The organism is Paenibacillus doosanensis, assembly GCF_025060755.1.
In the GTDB taxonomy this organism is placed as follows: Bacteria; Bacillota; Bacilli; order Paenibacillales; family NBRC-103111; genus Paenibacillus_S; species Paenibacillus_S doosanensis.
This window is the reverse complement of sequence record NZ_JANYUY010000042.1, coordinates 1-18,144: the sequence shown is the minus strand read 5'-3', so window position 1 is coordinate 18,144 and position 18,144 is coordinate 1. Positions and strand designations below refer to the sequence as shown.

Below are 18,144 nucleotides of genomic sequence, written 5' to 3'. Positions count from 1 at the left end.
GCCGGGCGGCCCCGGGTCGGGGAATAGCGAAAATAAGGCTCGCGTTTACGGAACGGGAGCCTTATTTCTATCCGGCTTGAGCCTCCGTATACGTGCGGATCGCTTCCGGAATAAGGGAGAGAGAGGATAACGTGAGAAAAGCGCCTTGCGGTTCAACGTCAACCTTGACATTATTGAAGGCCCACTCCTTTTCGGCAGGCATAAAAATAGCGTGAATCCCCGTCTTGAGGGCGGGAATGACGTCGGTGCGCAGCGAATTGCCGATCATCCAGGTGGACTTGCGGTCAAGCTCGTATTTTTGGATCAACGACTCCAAAAACTCCGCCGTTTTATGACGGGTCACATGGATGCGCTTGTCAAAAAAACGCTCCAGACCGGCTTCGGTTACTTTGCGCATTTGTACCTGCAGCTCGCCGCCCGTATACAGATGCAGTTCATGTCCTTCTTCGGTCAACTGCTGCAGCGTTTCGTACATATGCGGATAAGGCTCGATATCATGACCGTACACGGAGCGTCCGAGCTCCTGCAGCCGCCGCGTTTCATCTTCGTTGTTCGGCCTTCCCGTCAGAAACGTGAAGTATTCGTAAGCATCCAGGAACGACTGCGGGAAATGATCCGGAGCGAAACCGGAACGCTCAACCCGCTGCAGGTCGATCTCCATCTGCTTTTTCTTGATCTCGGCAACGGGAATGTGGTACGAATGGAACCACATTTCCATCAAATCGGCAAACTGGTCGACCACCATATCGAAAAATTTGTTGCAATAGAGTAAGGTATCGTCCATATCGAAAAGAATCGTTTGTTTGTGCATAGGCGGTCTCCGTATTTTTTTCCAACCATTATACCACGGCACAGGGGAAAATCCTATCTTCCTGGCTGTCCGCCATTTGGCTCGTGCCTTGAAAGACGGCGCCTTTCTCGATAATGAGGGAGGGGGCCTGCACGGTTCCGATCAGCCGCCCCGTAGCCGTAATACGGACGATGCCGTCGGCCTTCACGGTACCTTCCATCCGGCCGGCGATGGTCACATCCTTCGCGGTGATCTCCGAACGGACGACGCCTTTCTCGCCGATGACGACCTCTCCCGAGGTACGCAAATCGCCAATCACTTCGCCTTCGATCCGGATATCCGCTTCGGACGAGCAGCTGCCTTCCCATAAAGTCCCTTCGCCGATCAAAGTATCGGTGCCGGCCGTCCGGCGCTGCAATTTCGCCTTATTCAACATTACCATTGTTTAGTGATTCCACCTTTTCGGTATGATTTTCGCGCGAACGCTGCCATTGCTGCAGATTGTTCCTCGCTTGCCTTCTTTTCACCGGGACTGAAGAGCTAGGAGCCGGGCAAGTAAGGCTTGGGATCAATGCTTTTGCCGTTATGCAATATTTCGTAATGCAGATGAGGACCGGTGCTGCGGCCGGTAGAGCCGATCTTGCCGATCTCCTGACCGCGTTCGACGCCGTCGCCCTGTTTGACGAGAGCTTCGTTCAGATGCATATACCACGTCCGCAGGCCGTTGCCATGCTCGACCACCACGTTGTGGCCGTGAAACTTATCGTAGCCGACGGTCACGGCGGTTCCTTTTGCGGCGGCCAGCACAGGCTCATTCAGTTTGCCGGCTATATCGATGCCGCGGTGAAAGCTCAGCTTGTCGGTGAACGGATCTTTACGGTAGCCGAACGGCGAGGTTACGGTGCGGGAGCCGGTAGGCCATAATCCGGGACGTCTTTGGGCTTGTTCCCGCTGCTCCAATATGGTCTGCTTAGATTGCACCCAGCGGTCCTTAAGCTCGGTGATCTCCTGCCGCAGGCTGTCGTAGCTGGCATGAGTTTCACGGGCCAGCGCTCTTACCTGCTGAGCCGTGACCGGATGGGCAGGACCGCCCATGCCGCCTTGAACAAGGTCCATCGCCGGCCAGTCGGCAGAGACGGCGGCGGCTTCGGATGACGGCCCGTCATTCATGGAAGAAAGCTTTTTCAGTTCGCGCTCCAGCTTTTTCATTTCTTCGACTTTGCTCCGCACCTCCACCGCTTGCCTTGAGAGCTGGAAAATCTCCTTCTGGAGCTGCTCGATGGCCTTATTTTTGTTGTTCAAATCCTGCTCCAGACGGCTGGTATGCGCTTGCTGCCTGGATTCCGTCATTTGAGTCGTCACCACGGCACGGACATGGGTGACATAAATGCAAACTGCCGTTCCCAGCAAAATCAGGAAGGACAGAGCGGCTGCGCAAACGGAGGCGCGGGATAGCTTTAGACGCATGACGCTTTCATTCGCCTCGGGAATAATGACGAATGTCAGCTTGTTTTGAAACCATTTGAACCTCATGATAACTCCTTTCGGTATGTTACAAACGTCCCGGGCATACAATGGGTAAAAAAACTCGAAGAATGCCGCGAGGAGGAATTTGCCTTGTCCTTGTTAAAAACGAGCCGGATCAATCTCATGGAGCGCCTAGCCAAGCATTTGAAGCAAGATGTGGCCCTGCAGGCGGAAGGATTTACCAGCGGTCCGGGAGAGCTGCAAAAAGTCGGCAAGCGTTTCATTCGGGTGAACGGCCATTATTACGTTCCTTCCGTTCTTCAAGAAATCGTGCTGCTCCAACCGAACGGCAAAGCTCAATCGGACCGGAGCGAGCTCGTCAATATTCGCACCGTTTACTGGGGCGTTTTTCCCGCAGCGCTTGTTCGCAACGGGACGGATTTCATCGAAGTTATCGTCGCCAGGGAAGACGAGGAGGAGGAACTGAACATTCTGATTCCGCTCAACAAGGTCATCGGTATCGAGAGCAGGGAATAAGCCGGATCGCCGCGTGCCCTTCCCGGTACCGGTACAAATGCTACTGCTGTCTTGCCTGCACCAGTTCCATGTAAGAGCTGATGACGGCCAAAATCATGCACGCTCCGTAGACGAAACTGCAGCCGACGCCAATCATGGAATGGTACTCGCTTCCCCATAAGCCTGTGCCTACGGCAATCAGGCCGATTAGCAGCAGAAGATTGCTCGTCCGCGACCAGCCGTGATAGGACCGCTGGCTGCCGCGACTTCCGCTGCCTCCGCTGCTATGTTTAGTCTGGTTAGCCGCTCCCGAGCCGCCCGAATCTTCCGCGGCCTTGCCTTTGCTTTGCCCGCCTTCGGGCGGATCGGCGCCTCCGTTTGCCGGGCCTGCTTTTTGCTGTTCCCCTGCGGCCTGCTGAAGCTTAGGGAATCTGCGGGCAAACAACACCAGTAGAATGAGAAGCAGGGGCTGGTAGCAGAGCACGATGACGGTAGAGCTATAGTTGCTGAAGCTGAATACCTCGGTCGTATTTTTAAAAGCCAGCAAGCTCGTCATCAGAACGAAAAGACCGACCGGCGTGTTAATCGTGCTGTAATCGCGCTGCTTTACCAGACTGGCGATACCTGTCAGCAGGGCCATATAGATCAGAATGTCTTTACAGAACAAGATCGGCGCCCAAATGCTGAGAATGAGCAAATCCATCCGGTCCAGAAAGTCGGTGATATGAATCTGCTGCACCAGATTGTAGTTCGGGTAGATCAGGTTGTCCGTAATGACCGGTCCGAACACGAGAACCTCCATCAGCAGAAAAATGCCGAGGAACAGCGAGGACAATATGACGCCGTGCCGGATGGCCGAACGGACCAGACGGAGCTGCCCCAGCGTATGCAGGAAGGCGCCCATGATCAGAACGTCGCCATACCACCCGAGGGTGAGTAAATTCCCGTACCAGACGGAGATCATATCGCCCGCCAGAACCGGCTCCACCAGCGACTTGTCCAACTCGTTGGACAGCATGAGCGGCAGGAAGATGATCGTCAAGGCGAAGAAAGGAAAGAAAATATCGTTCACCCTGGCGATGACCTCGATACTGGTCCGTCCGAAATACATAATCAAGAGAATCAGCATCATCAAGGCGATCTCTTCGGGCGTGTTGGGAAGCAGAATTGTCCCCATGAACTTGGTAAACGACCTTACGTCCCGGATGAGCAGCAGCCACAGATGGAAGATAAGCAGCAGATTGCACAAAGTGCCGAATCCTTTGCCTAGAGTAATTTTGGTAATATCGAACAGATTTTTGCCGGGGAAGCGCTGCGATAGCTTATAGAACATGAAACCTATGGCGATCCCGTATATCGACGGAATAATATAGGTGAACCATGCGTCCATGCGCGCGACCCTGACGAGATCGTGCTGAATGTTGACCAATCCGCCTCCCGTCAATAAGGAAGCGGTCAGCCAGGCGAACTGCCGGTAATTGATAATTTGCTTCGAATCCATTGCTTCACCTGCTTCGCTAAGAAGAGTAGTGGCTAATTGCGGCTAATGAGCGAGAACACCCATGGCGATACTTTATGAATGAAGAGGCTGGTAGGCATCGGAATGGGATATCCCAACAAGTAGCATATATATATGCAGGCCGATGCGGTATAAATAGTGTAATACAAGCCCTTCAGCATTGTGTTTTGACTCCGCAGCTTACGCAGATCGAACAGCAGAGAGACGACCATCAGCAAGAAAAAGGACGTTAAGAAAATATTGTTCATTTGAGCCGGTGTCCTTTCGTCACATTTTCATAGATCAAGCCGGTTTCTATCAGCATGCTGCTGACATCGACATCATACTCCGCTTCCTTTAATCCTTCAGGCCATGAAGCCGCAAATTTTTTTTTCCATTCATCGGGATAGCTGCGCCATACGAACGTGCCGAATTGAACGGAATCGGCGTTGTTTTTTTTGCATTTTTCTATAACTTCGATTATCGCCTTTTTGATATATTCGTTCAGCATTCTTTCGATTTTTTCGACGTTTTTCGGCTGGCTCAGATCCATGTTGCGGTCATCCTCGAGCAGTACGGCCTTAGCCTGCACGCTAATGCGGAACTTGAGCCGCTGATCGAGAAGCTCCGGCTTTATGCTCGTTTTGATCCGCCGCACTCTTAGGCCTATTCCGGTCGGTTTTCCGGAAAGATCGTCCAGAGTTACGGTCGTTTTGATCGATTCGTTGCGCAGCCACGCATAGCCTTGGGCCTGCTCGTTTTCCAGCTTATCCACCAGCTTGTCGCCTTTGAACTGCATATAGCCCTTAACGGTGATTTCCTTTGATTTGTTTTCGCTTTTCTGCGAATCGACCGGGTCCATATAAACCATAACCGGATCGCTCCCGGGCGCATTCAGAGCTACTCCGATATCCTTCATGTTCATATCGATGACGTAATGGGCTTTGGCAAGCTCTCGAATGACCTCCGACGGGAAGCGCTCGAATTTGGGCGTCGCTTGCAGCAGCTCATACGCTTTGCCTGTTGTCGCAATAATGTAGGAGGACATCCGGTTCTCCGAGTTGCGCGGAGAGGAATCGAACAAGTCGCTGATTCCCGCCTTGGCGACATCTTCCCCGATGACCATCGTCCGGCGATGCCCGAAGAACATTCGCCGGGACATGCGCTCCTGCAGTCTGGCCTGCGCTTCGCGAAAGGTCTTGCCGACTTCGGAGTCGAGATAATAGCTCTTCCCGCTGCCGCTGGTTCCGCCGCCGCCGCCGGTAGCTCCGCCCATTTGTCCGGGGAGCGGGACCATGACGGTAATGCGGATACGTCCGTCCTTTTCCAAATCGACCCCCGAAGAGACGACGAAAGCGACGTCGTTAATTTCCGTCCTGTCCCAGCATCCTGCGAGAGGCAGCAGACAGCAGGCGAGAAGTACGAAACGGGCGAAGCGTCGATTCATTTGACATCGCCTCTTTCTTCATCATGGTTATGCTCGATGTTCATTCCCCGTTGGCCGCCCTGCTCCCTGATCTCATCGCTGGCTTCGTCCCCCATGCGCACCGTATCCTTCAAAGGCATATAAGCTGGCCGATTGCGCATGCTCCACCATGGAGAGCGGAACAACGCATCCTTCAAGTCGGAAGAGGACAGCGGTCCGAACGGCGACAAATAGGGAATGCCGAAGGAGCGCAGGTTGGCCAAATGGCCGAGCAGGAGCATAATGCAAATCAGAACCCCGTACAGACCGAAGATAGCGGCTACAATCATGATAGGGAAGCGAAGAATCCGGATCGCGATCGCTTCGTTAAACCGCGGAATTGTGAAGGACGCAATCCCGGTTAAGGAAACGACGATAACCATCGGCGCGGAGACGATTCCCGCTTGTACGGCGGCCTGGCCTATGACCAAAGCGCCGAGGATGGAAACCGCAGCCCCGATCGTTTTGGGCAGGCGGATACCGGCTTCCCGCAGCGCCTCGAATGTCGTCTCCATAATTAACGCTTCCACCACGGCCGGGAAGGGAATCGCTTCGCGCGAGGCGGCTACCGAAAGCAGCAGCGATGTAGGCAGCAAATCTTGATGGAACGTCGTGAATGCGACGTACAGTCCCGGCGTCAGCAAGGACAAAATAAGCAGTACGAAGCGCAGCCAGCGGATCAGAGTGGAAATCTGGAACCGCTCGTAATAGTCCTCCGACGCCTGCAGGGCTTCGGCGAAGACGAAGGGGACGATCAGCACGAACGGCGTGCCGTCGACAATAATGGCGACACGGCCCTGCAGCAGCGAGGCTGCGACAGTGTCCGGTCTCTCGGTATACTGTACTTGCGGGAACGGAGAGTAAGCGGAATCTTGAATGAATTCCTCCAAATAACCGGTTTCCAGCACGGCGTCGATATTGATTTTACCCAGACGCTTTTCTACCTCTTCGACGATGGCGGGGTCTGCGATGTCGTCGAGATAAGTAATGACAATGCTTGTGTTGCTCTCCCGGCCTATTGTCATCGGCTTCATTTTGAGCCGCGGCGTCTTCAGCTTTCGGCGAATCATGGAGGTGTTCGTCCGCAGGTTTTCGACGAAGCCTTCGCGCGGGCCGCGGATAACGGATTCCGTCTCCGGCTCTTGAATGGAACGCTTCTCCATACCGCGTATGCCCATCATCAGCGCCTGGGTGTTTCCATCCACGATCAGCCCGGCATCGCCTCCGAGCACGGACAGCAGCAGATCCGAATAGTTGCCCGATTTCTGAACTTGCGTAACCGGCAGCGTCGTTTCGATGATCCGGTCGAGAAGCTGCTCGCCTCCTTCCAATATCATCAGGGCTTTCATGGCGTCGTTGGCGAATTCGGTGTTCACCATGCCGTCGACGAAGAACATGATCGCCTTGACGCTGTCTTCAATATTAAATTCGCGGATGACGAAATCGGAGCAATCTTTGAATAACGCATTCAAATATTTTTTATTTTCTTCCAATGATGAATGAATCGGCACCGATTTTAATTCGTCGATAAAGCGGTAGTCGAAATTTTGCAGCGCCTGATTTTTAGTATCCTTGGCTTTTTCTTTGCGAAATCTCAATCGCTGCATGGCAGCCTCCTTGAAATGCGTTCGGTTCCGTATATTTTTCTCAAAAAAGGAATTTTTATTTATGCTATAGGAAAGTTTGCCGGCATCGCTTCGTCCCCCTGAATACTGCCGCTGCAAAAAGACTACAATATACGGTATTGGATCATTTTGGGCAGCAGCCTGTGAATAGGGGGGATTTGGGCGGTGATATGGCTTGTAGGCGCGCTGCTGCTGTTTATTTTTCAGATCATTACGATCTTGTTTCACGAATTTCGACATCCGTCCAAAACGGTGGCATGGCTCGTCATTTTGTTTATTTTTCCAATTATTGGATTTATTATGTATTATTTTTTGGCCAAAGAATACACGCACCGCAAAAAGGTGCGCCGCAGAGCGCTTCGCTACGTGCCTGATTCCAAGCATGAAGGCCGGAGATACGCGGCATCGCAGCCGAGAGACGGAGAGGATGCCGAGCCGGACAGGTCGCGGGTGGAGCCGAGGTTGTATGCGCTGTTGAACAATATTCCGAGCTCATCGGTAACGCAGCAAAACGAAGTGAATGTGCTCACAAACGCGGATAAAGCGTATCAAGCGATGATGGAAGCGATTGAGCAAGCGAAATGCTATATTCATTTTGAGTTTTACACGATTCGCCATGACCGGATCGGCACCGTCTTTCAGCAGCTGCTTATTCGCAAGGCGCGCGAAGGCGTGCGAGTGCGCTGCATCTTCGACGGGGTCGGAAGCTATAAGCTCGATAACCGTTTCTTGAACGAGCTGCGCGACGCCGGAGTCGAAGCGCATGTGTTTCTGCCTCCGTTGATCGCCTTTTTCGACAAAAGGATGAATTACCGCAACCACCGCAAAATCGTGGTCGTGGACGGCGTCAAAGGGTATTTGGGCGGCATCAACGTCGGCGATGAGTATTTGGGAGGAAATCCGAATCTCGGTTTTTGGCGGGATACGCATCTGGAGCTCATCGGCGACTCGGTATATTCGCTGCAGTACACGTTTCTGGCCGATTGGCAATTCGTCAGCAACCAGCGGCTGACCGATTCAATATTGTTTCCCGAGCACGATAATGCCGGCAGGAAGCGGGTGCAGATCATTAGCAGCGGTCCCGATGCGCACTGGGACGCGATATTGGAGATGTACTTCGGGGCGATTACGGCGGCAAAAAAGCGGATTTTCATCACGACGCCTTATTTTGTGCCCGATCCGAGCATTAGCATGGGGCTGAAGACCGCCGCAATCAGCGGGGTGGACGTCAGGGTAATCTATCCGTCGAGACCCGATTCCAAAGTCGTGAATTACGCTTCTATGTCTTATTTCGAGGAGCTGATGCAGGTAGGGGTCCGGTTTTATTCCTATGAAAAAGGCTTCATGCATGCCAAGGTGCTGATCATTGATGATGTGCTGGCTTCCGTCGGGACGGCCAACATGGATATGCGGAGCTTTTTCAGCAATTTCGAATTGAACGCGGTGCTGTTCGACAAGGAGACGATCCAGCGGCTGGAGGCGGACTTTCTTCAGGATTTGAAAGATTGCAAGGAGCTGAAGCTTGAAGCGTTCGAGAAAAGGTCGCGGCTGCAAAAAGGGAAGGAAGTCGTGGCCCGCCTTCTCTCCCCTCTATTCTAAGAGTCTGTCCGATGAACCATGTTCAGGGCGCAGCCGATTGAACGAAGGCCAGCACTTTGTCCAAATTTTGCGGCGGAACCCGCTTGATCAGATCGCCCTGCTCGCTAAGGCGGCTTTCGATCGTCAGCAGCGAAAACTCCCGGATATCGCAGCGGCGGGCGACTTCCTCCCAAAGCAGCGGAGTGGAAACCGTGGCGTCCTTGCGGGCGCGCGGCGTATAGGGGGCGGACAGCGTTTTGCCGTACCAATGCTGCAGGTAATCGATATAGATGAGCGAGCCGCGGTCTTTTTTCAGCCGTTCGATCGTAAACAGCTTCGGATGCTTTTGCACGGCGTACCGAGCTACGAACAACCCGATTGAGCGCAGCTGCTCGAACGTATAGCCGTGTTCGATCGGAACATAAATTTGCACGCCGGTCGCCCCCGAGGTTTTGGGTACGGAACGGATGCCCATTTTATCCAAAGCTTCGCCGATCGCTTCGGCCGCTTCCATAATGCGCGGCTCCGGGTCCCGGCTCGGATCGATATCGATCAGCCATTCTTCGGGAAGCTGCTCGCCGATCCGGTGAAAGGACGGATGAAATTCCAGGCAGGCCAGATTGCCGAGCCAAAGCAGCGTCGGCACGGAATCGAGATGCACATATTGGATGCCTTCGAGCACCGCCGTTTTTACAAAATCGGGGGTCGGCTCGGGGGCGTTTTTTTGATAAAACGATTTGCCCGCATAGCCGTTAGGGAAGCGGATCGTCGTCAAATAACGGTTGCGGCAGTATTCGAGCAAATACGGAGCAAGCTGCAGCAGTTTCTCCAAATACGTGATTTTGCTGATGCCGAGCTCGGGCCAAAGCAGCTTGTTCGGATTCGTAATTACGATTTCCTGTCCTTCTATAATGACCGTGCCTTTATTGTGCTTGGATGCTGTCGCCATAAGTCGCATGATCTCCTTCTAAGAACGGTAGTAGCGGTAATCCCGTCTGTGCGGCGCTTATTATCCTCATTATGGTCTTGAGCGGGCCAATCCAAACCTTATGGTTTACGTCTTGAATAGCGATAGATATAATAAGAAATCGTCAGCGCGGAATTGTCAAACGCTGATCGAGCGATACAAGAGCCGGAAGAGTATGAAGCAATAGAGGAATGGGGAAAAGTCAACGATGTGGATGACATTATGGAATTTATTTATCGCTTTCGGAAGAGCTACGATGCTTGGGTATGGAGGGGGACCCTCCATCATTCCGCTGTATCAAAACGAAGTCGTGCGGATGGGCTGGATGAGCCCGGAAGAATTCGGCAATGCGTTAGCTTTCGGCAATGCGCTTCCGGGACCGATCGCCACCAAGCTGGCCGCTTATATCGGATTCAAAATCGCCGGATGGGCGGGGGCTTGCGTCGCGCTCGCCGCGGTCGTCATGCCGACCGCCCTCTTGATGATCGCCCTCGTGGGAGTTATGGTGAAGCTGCAAAACAATGCCGTCATCCGCGGCATGATCAAGGGCGTTCAGCCCGTTATTTTCGTCATGATGGCGATGCTCGCTTACGATTTTGCCAAATACGCCTTCAAGCCGAGCGAAGGCATTATTAGCTTTATGCCGTTTTTGCTCGGAGCGGGTTACTTCATTATGGTACAGTATTTGAACATTAACGCCGCATGGGGAATTGTAGCGTCACTTATTATCGGAGCCATCTTCTTCAGCCGATAAAGAGATTCGCCGGCTCCCGCGGAATGATCCGGCCCCGGATTGACCATACTTGGGAAATAACCTGTTGTTTTTCGGAGGAAGATCATGCATCTGGAGCCCATCGTACCGTTTGAACCGGTGTCAACCGACAAGCTTCCGGAAGGAAGCGAATGGATCGCTCAGCTGAAATGGGACGGAGTCCGCATGCTGACTTACTATGACGGCGCCGCCGCTCGGCTGGTGAACCGCAAGCTGAACGATCGGACTATGCAGTATCCCGAGCTTGCCGATCCGCGCGTTTACTGTAAGGCCGATTCGGTCATTCTCGACGGGGAGATTATCGCGCTGGAAGAAGGGAAGCCGTCTTTTCATCAGGTAATGAAGCGCGACGGGCTGCGCAGCGTTCAGCGGGTGGAGGCGGTGCGAAAGCTAATACCGATCGTTTATATGGTATTCGATATCTTGTATGCCGATGGCGAGTGGCTGACGGACAAGCCTTTGTCCGAGCGGCAGATCGTGCTGGAGCAAGTCGTTCAGCCGGTACCTTACGTTCAGCTCGTACCCAGTTACAAAGAGCTGGCGGGTCTGTTCGAAGTCGCCAAGCAGCATCGGCTGGAAGGCATCGTCTGCAAGGACTCGACCAGCACATATGCAGTGCACGGCAAAGACAGGCGCTGGATGAAGAAGAAATGGTATCAGGATTTGATCGCCGTAGTTGGCGGGGTTACGCATCGCGACGGTACGGTCAATGCGCTGCTGCTTGGATTGTACGACGATCAAGGAAGATTGTGGTACATAGGTCATGCCGGCACAGGCAAGCTGACCCAGGACGACTGGAAAGCGTTGACGGCCAAGACGCGCAGCCTGCGGCGTGCGGACAAGCCGTTCGTCGATATGCCGGAGCGGAGCAAGGATGCGGTATGGATCGAGCCTGTCATGACGGTGAAAGTTCAGTTTATGAATTGGACTCATAACCGGACGCTGCGCCAGCCGAGCATCCAAGCGTTTGTCGACGTTCTTCCCGCAAGCTGCCGTTTCTGAAAGCATTTGCCCGAATACGCAGTTACGCAGTTGTCGTATTTTCACCGAGCTCTCAAGACGTTATAAGCCGGCAAGCTGCTTGAACAGCTGCCGGCTGTTTATTTTTGTTTAGGAAATGATGCGCAGCCATATCCTGTGGATATCCGTGGGCTCCCCCGAAAGGAATGTCTACCCATAGAACGATCCCAGAGGAATGGTTAGACGCCGATCCAGCCTAGGCTGGAAGCGAACGGAATAAGCTTCAGAGCATCACGTCACTTTTGGGGGATTTGTTCTTCGGGTCGGGGACCATGTCAGGACACGGTTTCCTTTACTTTCTCCTTGGCTTTGCTTTTTTTGCCTTTGGCCGCTTTCGGAGCGTCGGTTTCCGGTATCGGCTTCATGGAGTCCAGGCTGGCTTGCAGCGCGGACATCAGGTCGATGATGTTCGTTTTATGCGGCTCGGGAGCGACGCTCACCTGCTGGCCGCTTACTTTTTGCTCGATGGCGTGAAGCACGGCTTCCCGGTAGTCGTCCTTGTACTTTTCCGGCTCGAAAGGAGTCGTCAGCTGCTCGATAAGCATTTTGGCCATTTCGAGCTCTTTGTCGTTTACTTTGCTTTGCTCGGGCAGATTCGGAACCTGATCGACGGCGCGGATTTCATCGGGATAAAAGATCGTCTCCATAGCGATGCAATTATCGATTACGCGGACGGCGGCCAAGCTGCTTTTGGAGCGGATCGATACTTTGGCTATGCCGATTTTACCCGTTTGCTTCATAGCCTCCAGCAGCAGCGAATAAGCGTTCGCTCCGGTTTCGTTAGGGGCCAGATAATACGTTTTTTGAAAATAAATCGGATCGATATCCGTCAGTTGAACGAAATCCAAAATTTTGATTTCCTTCGTTACCTCGCCGCTCAGCTTCTCCAGCTCCTCCTTCTCGAAAAGAACGAAAGCTCCCGGCTCATATTCATAGCCTCTGGCGATTTCTCCCCATTCGACCTCCCGCTCGCAGGTCAAGCATTTGCGAACGAAGTTCAAAGGGGTAATGCACTCCTTGTGGATGTAACGCATCGATATATCCTTATCCTCGGTTGCGGAGAACATTTTGACCGGGACATGTACCAACCCGAAGCTGATCGCGCCTTTCCAGACCGTATGCATGAGAGTTCCTCCTTCATCGTTGCGAATTACATACAGTATCCCCTTTTAGGTAAATGTGTATGAATGAATCGGCCGAGGAGAGGGACATCCTACAATTAACGACCGGCGTGGCCTAACGGCCTTTAAGCTGCCGATATAAGGAGGATTTCCCTTTCGATGGACAACAACAATTCGCAAAACGGCAAATCTGCCGGTGCCCGTAATGAAACGGCAAATGAGACGACAGAAGCCGCCGGCTTGACGAACGACACTACGCACCAGGGCCGGGAAGATTATTTTATGGATATCGATCGTATGGTTAATGAAGGGTTGGGCGGAGGATATGTGTCGGCGAACAACGGTCATATCGGAGAATCGACAACCGATACGATGGATCATCCGGAATCGGTACTGAATGAAAGCACTCATGATTGAATAAAAGGTGCGGGAGCCATTATGCGGAGGGATACGAATGAAAGTGTACCGAGCTCAGGAAATATTGCAGTCTGATGCAAAAATCGAAGTGGAGCTCAACGGCGTAGCCGTATGGATCGACAGTGTGGATGCGGATCAAGCGACAGCCAAAATTCACGTAGAAGACCGGCCGGCCGATGCAAGAATCGTAGCGGTCGAGCAGCTTCAGGAAGTTCAATAACCGAAGCCCTGCCCCATGCAGCTTAAATGCTTGAAGGGCGGGGCTTTTTTTGTTCGGAAAGGCTTGCGGATTCCGGTGCGGTCTTTCGTTCATGCGATTGAAACAAGATGCCGCCGCTTTCGGGCAGACGCAGCTTTTCGAAGATTCGTCCCTCGGAGAAGGTTATTGCGGCGCTAGGTGGAGCGGGCTATAATAGGGAGAATACGGATGCGGAGGCGGGTTTTGAAGTTCTATGGATGAATTTGCAATCATTCGCAGGTTAACGGAAGGAAGGCAAACGCCTGCTTTCCAGAAGGAACGCGGGATCGTGACCGGGATCGGCGACGACGCGGCGGTAGCGAATCTGACCTCTGGCTGTCAGTTGGTCATGACATGCGATACGATGACCGAAGAGATTCACTTTAAGAAGATCACGATGCGCGACACGGATATCGGATACAAGGCGATGGCGGCGGCGGTTAGCGATATTGCGGCGATGGGAGCGATTCCGAGATACGCGCTGATCTCGCTCAGCTTTCCTAAAGGAACGGCGTTGGATAAGATCGAAAGTATTTATAAGGGGCTGTACGAATGCGCCGATCGCTTTAGGGTTGTCATTGCCGGCGGGGATACGACTTCCGCCGTTCAAGGGATCACCGTAGCCGTAACGATTATCGGCGAGGTCGAACGGGGGAAGGCGCTGCTTCGTTCCGTAGCGAAGCCGGGGGACGTGCTGTTCGCTACGGGCTTTCTGGGACTGTCAGCGGCCGGGCTGCAGTATTTGCTGGACCGCGGCATCCCATCCGGCGAATGGGACGAGCATTCCGTAACCGAAGCGCATTCCGCTTTAGTGCGCGCCCATTGCCGCCCCGATCCGCAGATCGAAGCCGGACAATTGCTGCAGCGTTCCGGCATTTGCCATGCTTTGAATGATGTCAGCGACGGCCTGGCGAGCGAAGCGTGGGAAATCGCCGAAGCTTCCGGCGTAGGGATCGATTTGATTGAGGAACGCATTCCGGTTGCGGGCGAGCTTCTGGTCTATGCGCAGCAGCGAGAATTGGACGCTCTCGACTTTATTCTGTACGGCGGCGAAGATTATCAGCTGGTCGGAACTATGCGGGAGGAGCACGCCGCAGCGATGCAAGCCAAATTTCGCGAAGCGGGCCTTGCGCTCCATATCATAGGATATGTCCAAACGCAGCCGCGCGGCGTAAGACTGGTGCAAAGCGGCGGGAAAGTCGTGTCCCTGGAGAAAAAAGGATACAATCATTTTTAACGGAAGAGGTGGAACCTGAAATGGTCGAATCGACCTCTTATTTGTATAAAGCCGAGAATCCGGAGCACACCGTTTCACTGGCGGCGCGGCTCGCCCCCTATTTCCGCCCCGGAACCGTCATTACTCTGGACGGGGATCTGGGAGCGGGCAAGACTGCCTTCTCGAAGGCGGTAGCGCGGGCGATCGGGGTGAGCGATGTCGTGAACAGTCCTACGTTCACCATTATTAAAGAATACGAAGGAGAGCGGTTTCCCTTCTATCATATGGATGTATATCGGCTTTCTCAGGATGAGGCGGACGAGCTGGGCCTGGATGAATATTTTTTCGGAGAAGGCATTACGCTGGTAGAATGGTCCTCTCTGATTACCGAATTGCTGCCCGAAGACCGGCTGGCTATCGCCATTCGTCATACGGAGGACGGGAATCCGGAGGGACGCATGTTTACATTGACTCCACACGGCAACCCTTATAAGGAATGGTGTGAACAACTGAAGGAGAACGGTATTTTACAATGACTACTGAGATAAAAACATTTGACGGACATCTGCTTGCTATCGATACTTCAACAAGCTCCATGTCCATCGCATTGGCAAGGGGAGGAGCATTAATCGGTGAAATGAGCTCCCAAGCCGAGCGAAATCATTCCATACACCTGCTTCCTCAAATTATGGAGCTGTTAAACGAGAACGGCCTGCATCCCCGCGAATTGGACGCATTTGCCGTTGGCGTAGGCCCCGGATCTTATACCGGCGTGCGCATTGGGGTTACCGTAGCCAAGACATTCGCATGGGCTCACAGCATGTCTTTGGTGGCCGTATCGAGTTTGGAGACGATGGCGCTGGGCGGCTTGGAAGCCTACTTGCTGCACCAAGGCGTGCGCAGTGCGGAAACCGGCGATGCCCGCAGCCTGTCTGCGCTGAATACGGTGTGTGCTCAGCCGGAGACGACGACCTGGATCGTACCGATGATCGAGGCGCGCCGGGGACAGGCTTTTACCGCCCTGTATCAGGCCGCCGGCCGCGAATGGAGCTGTCTTGTTCCGGACGGCATTAGGCTGATGTCTTCATGGACGGAGCAACTGCTTGCCGAGGCGGAAAAGCCGGACGGCAAGCATCCGGACCGGATTATTTTTACCGGAGAGACGGCGCTGCACGGAGAGGTGCTTCAACGTTTCTTTGCGGCATGGGGCGCCGGCGCGTCCGAAGTGCCTCACGAGATTCGCGCCCGCCATTTGGCGGAGCTCGGGGTGCTGCGTCTGAAGCAAGGACTGCTGGCGCAGCCTCATACTCTAGTGCCCAATTACACGCAGCTGCCGGAAGCGGAGGCTAAGCTGCTGGCGCATAAATCATAAGGAGGCTTCTTCATGGAACTCGGCGAGAGTATGGAAGCCCTAAGCCCTCTGGAATTTCGCTCCATGACGACGGAAGATATTCCGGCTATTTGCGAAATCGAGCAGGAGGCGTTTACGACGCCTTGGACGGCAGGGGCATTTCAAAATGAATTGACGAACAACCAATTCGCGCGGTATATGGTTATGGAATGCGACGGCGAAGTGGCCGGATACGGAGGCATGTGGCTGATCATGGAGGAAGCCCATGTGACGAATGTAGCGGTTAAGGAAAAATATCGCGGCAAAAAGCTAGGCGAGCGCCTTATGCGCGAGCTGCAGAAGACGGCGAGCTTTTTCGGCGCGGTTCGTATGACGCTGGAGGTGCGGCCTTCCAATTTGGTGGCCAAAAACCTGTACGAAAAGCTAGGGTTCTATTCGGTCGGCGTCCGCCGCGGCTATTATACCGACAACCGGGAAGACGCTATTATTATGTGGGCCGATCTGCCCAAATATCAACATAATACATTGAACGAATTAACAGGGGATTAATCTATGAAAACAACCGATTCGATGGAGACGGCAAGCGGGCTTCATCCTGATAAACCGACGTATATACTGGCAATTGAAACGAGCTGCGACGAAACTTCCGTTGCGATTGTAGCGGATGGCGCGACGATTTTGTCCAATGTGGTATCGAGCCAAATCGAAACCCACCGGCGTTTCGGAGGCGTCGTGCCTGAAGTCGCTTCGCGGCAGCATGTGGAGACGATCACCTGGATTATCGAGGAGGCGATCGGCAAAGCGGGGATTCAGCCGTCCGAGCTATCCGCCATTGCCGTTACGCAAGGACCGGGGCTTGTAGGCGCATTGTTGGTCGGGCTGGTAGCGGCAAAAACGCTGGCATGTGCGCTGGATCTGCCGCTGATCGGAGTGCATCATATCGCGGGGCATATTTACTCCAACCAGCTCGTGCATGAGCTGCAGTATCCATTCGTATCGCTGGTTGTGTCCGGCGGACATACCGAGCTGGTATACGTGGAGTCGGAAGGCCGATTCCGGATTATCGGGCAGACGCGCGACGATGCCGTCGGCGAAGCCTACGACAAAGTAGCCCGTGCGCTCAAGCTGCCCTATCCCGGCGGTCCGCATATCGACCGGCTCGCTCATGAGGCGGAGGAAGGGGTGCCTCTGCCGCGCGCATGGCTGGAGCCGGAATCATACGATTTCAGCTTTAGCGGGCTGAAATCGGCGGTGCTCTCCGTCTTGAACCAGGCGAACATGAAAGGGCAGCAGCTTGCGGCGCAAGCTGTAGCCAAGGGCTTCCAGGACTCGGTGCTCGACGTGCTGGTGGAGAAGGCGTTACGCGCCGTCGCTGCTTGTGGCGCGAAGCAGCTTGTGCTGGCGGGCGGGGTCGCCGCCAATAAAGGATTGCGCGAGCGGCTTGCCGCGCGCTGCTCAGAAATCGGCTTGCCGCTGCTTGCGCCTCCTCTTAGTCTCTGCACCGACAATGCCGCGATGATTGCCGCCGCAGCCTTTCTAAAATGGCGGCGCAGCCAGTTCTCGGCCTTGGATATAAAGGCCGAGCCATCGCTCAAGCTGGAAGAATGGTCTGTGTAAACAACGAAGCGGCCCGGCCGAAATCGGCCGGGCCGCTTCGTTGCGCCGGGACATGTCGAACGGTGCGCAATTAGCTGCAAGGCCGCTGTCTAAGAATCTGTTTGCACCAGCGATTGAAGAATCGAAATAGGCATCGCGGCGAAGCCTTCGCCACGCTCAATAGAGAAGCTGCAGCCGCTGCGAAATCTTGGTTTGAAAAAAATATTAAAATAAAGCTTGCAATCGTTGCTCGAATTTGGTACATTACTACTTGTCGCTTCGGCGGCGGGCAAGTTTTAAGAAGAAGCAAATGAAATCTTCGAAAAAAAAGCTTGCAAAGAGATAGGCGAATATGATATATTAGTCAGGTCGCTTTCGACGGATGTCGAAAACGAACGAAGATTGTCCTTTGAAAACTGAACAACGAGTGAGTGTTAAATAGAGAATGCAAATTCTCGCTAGCATTGAATTTTGAGCTTAAGACAAGCTCTGTTATAACGAAAGGTG

The 18,144-nt window shown here is 53.6% G+C and carries 20 protein-coding genes; 11 read left to right on the top strand and 9 right to left on the bottom strand.

Annotated features, from left to right (window positions below; genetic code table 11):
* Positions 1-67: 67 nt before the first annotated feature.
* From N0M98_RS24215 to N0M98_RS33780, 3 genes are all read right to left on the bottom strand, one after another.
* Positions 68-811, bottom strand: a complete 744-nt coding sequence (locus N0M98_RS24215) for an HAD family hydrolase (RefSeq protein ID WP_249860871.1) — start codon at positions 809-811, stop codon at positions 68-70.
* Positions 812-839: 28 nt separating this feature from the next.
* The gene (locus N0M98_RS24210) at positions 840-1,232 is read right to left on the bottom strand and encodes a bactofilin family protein (protein ID WP_259619427.1); all 393 of its coding nucleotides are present in this window, start codon (positions 1,230-1,232) and stop codon (positions 840-842) included.
* A 98-nt stretch (positions 1,233-1,330) separates the two neighbouring features.
* Positions 1,331-2,323 (bottom strand): peptidoglycan DD-metalloendopeptidase family protein, encoded by a 993-nt coding sequence (locus N0M98_RS33780; RefSeq protein ID WP_310944390.1) that lies wholly within the window; start codon positions 2,321-2,323, stop codon positions 1,331-1,333.
* Between the two features lie 84 nt (positions 2,324-2,407).
* On the opposite strand from N0M98_RS33780, the gene N0M98_RS24200 reads away from it, so the two are divergent.
* Entirely contained in the window at positions 2,408-2,794 is a 387-nt protein-coding gene (locus N0M98_RS24200) for a hypothetical protein (protein ID WP_249860873.1), read from the top strand.
* A gap of 40 nt (positions 2,795-2,834) precedes the next feature.
* Here the strand turns inward: N0M98_RS24200 and N0M98_RS24195 are convergent, their stop codons facing one another.
* The 4 genes from N0M98_RS24195 to N0M98_RS24180 are packed head-to-tail and all read right to left on the bottom strand — an operon-like array spanning position 2,835 to position 7,343.
* Positions 2,835-4,274 carry a GerAB/ArcD/ProY family transporter gene (locus N0M98_RS24195; RefSeq protein ID WP_259619426.1) on the bottom strand — a complete coding sequence of 480 codons (1,440 nt, stop codon included), beginning with the start codon at positions 4,272-4,274 and terminating at the stop codon, positions 2,835-2,837.
* A gap of 32 nt (positions 4,275-4,306) precedes the next feature.
* Positions 4,307-4,540: a hypothetical protein gene (locus N0M98_RS24190; protein WP_259619425.1), complete on the bottom strand. Its 234-nt coding sequence runs from the start codon at positions 4,538-4,540 to the stop codon at positions 4,307-4,309.
* A complete protein-coding gene (locus tag N0M98_RS24185) occupies positions 4,537-5,718 on the bottom strand; it encodes a Ger(x)C family spore germination protein (protein WP_259619424.1) in 1,182 nt (393 codons plus the stop codon). Before N0M98_RS24185 ends, N0M98_RS24190 begins: the two co-directional genes overlap by 4 nt.
* The gene (locus N0M98_RS24180; RefSeq protein WP_259619423.1) at positions 5,715-7,343 is read right to left on the bottom strand and encodes a spore germination protein; all 1,629 of its coding nucleotides are present in this window, start codon (positions 7,341-7,343) and stop codon (positions 5,715-5,717) included. The genes N0M98_RS24185 and N0M98_RS24180 overlap by 4 nt, the downstream gene beginning before the upstream one ends.
* Positions 7,344-7,526: 183 nt before the next feature.
* On the opposite strand from N0M98_RS24180, the gene cls reads away from it, so the two are divergent.
* Positions 7,527-8,960, top strand: coding sequence for a cardiolipin synthase (gene cls, locus N0M98_RS24175; protein ID WP_259619422.1), 1,434 nt, complete (start codon positions 7,527-7,529; stop codon positions 8,958-8,960).
* A gap of 22 nt (positions 8,961-8,982) precedes the next feature.
* On the opposite strand, the gene ligD is transcribed toward cls, so the two are convergent.
* Positions 8,983-9,888 carry a non-homologous end-joining DNA ligase gene (gene ligD / locus N0M98_RS24170; RefSeq protein WP_249860879.1) on the bottom strand — a complete coding sequence of 302 codons (906 nt, stop codon included), beginning with the start codon at positions 9,886-9,888 and terminating at the stop codon, positions 8,983-8,985.
* Between the two features lie 226 nt (positions 9,889-10,114).
* Here ligD and N0M98_RS24165 point away from each other — a divergent pair, with 226 nt between their 5' ends.
* Positions 10,115-10,660, top strand: coding sequence for a chromate transporter (locus N0M98_RS24165; RefSeq protein ID WP_249860880.1), 546 nt, complete (start codon positions 10,115-10,117; stop codon positions 10,658-10,660).
* 84 nt (positions 10,661-10,744) lie between these two features.
* On the top strand, positions 10,745-11,680 hold the full coding sequence (locus N0M98_RS24160; protein ID WP_249860881.1) for an ATP-dependent DNA ligase: 936 nt from the start codon (positions 10,745-10,747) through the stop codon (positions 11,678-11,680).
* Positions 11,681-11,973: 293 nt separating this feature from the next.
* Here the strand turns inward: N0M98_RS24160 and ku are convergent, their stop codons facing one another.
* Entirely contained in the window at positions 11,974-12,822 is an 849-nt protein-coding gene (gene ku / locus N0M98_RS24155; RefSeq protein WP_259619421.1) for a non-homologous end joining protein Ku, read from the bottom strand.
* A gap of 156 nt (positions 12,823-12,978) precedes the next feature.
* Here ku and N0M98_RS24150 point away from each other — a divergent pair, with 156 nt between their 5' ends.
* The 7 genes from N0M98_RS24150 (at position 12,979) to tsaD (ending at position 17,658) form a co-directional block, all read left to right on the top strand.
* Positions 12,979-13,236, top strand: a complete 258-nt coding sequence (locus N0M98_RS24150) for a hypothetical protein (RefSeq protein WP_249866540.1) — start codon at positions 12,979-12,981, stop codon at positions 13,234-13,236.
* Between the two features lie 37 nt (positions 13,237-13,273).
* Entirely contained in the window at positions 13,274-13,456 is a 183-nt protein-coding gene (locus N0M98_RS24145) for an H-type small acid-soluble spore protein (protein ID WP_249860883.1), read from the top strand.
* Positions 13,457-13,688: 232 nt separating this feature from the next.
* Positions 13,689-14,711, top strand: a complete 1,023-nt coding sequence (gene thiL / locus N0M98_RS24140; protein ID WP_259619420.1) for a thiamine-phosphate kinase — start codon at positions 13,689-13,691, stop codon at positions 14,709-14,711.
* Between the two features lie 20 nt (positions 14,712-14,731).
* Positions 14,732-15,226 carry a tRNA (adenosine(37)-N6)-threonylcarbamoyltransferase complex ATPase subunit type 1 TsaE gene (tsaE, locus tag N0M98_RS24135; protein ID WP_249860885.1) on the top strand — a complete coding sequence of 165 codons (495 nt, stop codon included), beginning with the start codon at positions 14,732-14,734 and terminating at the stop codon, positions 15,224-15,226.
* The gene (gene tsaB, locus N0M98_RS24130) at positions 15,223-16,062 is read left to right on the top strand and encodes a tRNA (adenosine(37)-N6)-threonylcarbamoyltransferase complex dimerization subunit type 1 TsaB (protein WP_249860886.1); all 840 of its coding nucleotides are present in this window, start codon (positions 15,223-15,225) and stop codon (positions 16,060-16,062) included. The genes tsaE and tsaB overlap by 4 nt, the downstream gene beginning before the upstream one ends.
* Positions 16,063-16,074: 12 nt before the next feature.
* The gene (gene rimI, locus N0M98_RS24125) at positions 16,075-16,590 is read left to right on the top strand and encodes a ribosomal protein S18-alanine N-acetyltransferase (RefSeq protein WP_249860887.1); all 516 of its coding nucleotides are present in this window, start codon (positions 16,075-16,077) and stop codon (positions 16,588-16,590) included.
* Positions 16,591-16,593: 3 nt separating this feature from the next.
* Entirely contained in the window at positions 16,594-17,658 is a 1,065-nt protein-coding gene (gene tsaD / locus N0M98_RS24120; RefSeq protein ID WP_259619419.1) for a tRNA (adenosine(37)-N6)-threonylcarbamoyltransferase complex transferase subunit TsaD, read from the top strand.
* The last annotated feature ends 486 nt before the right edge of the window (positions 17,659-18,144 follow it).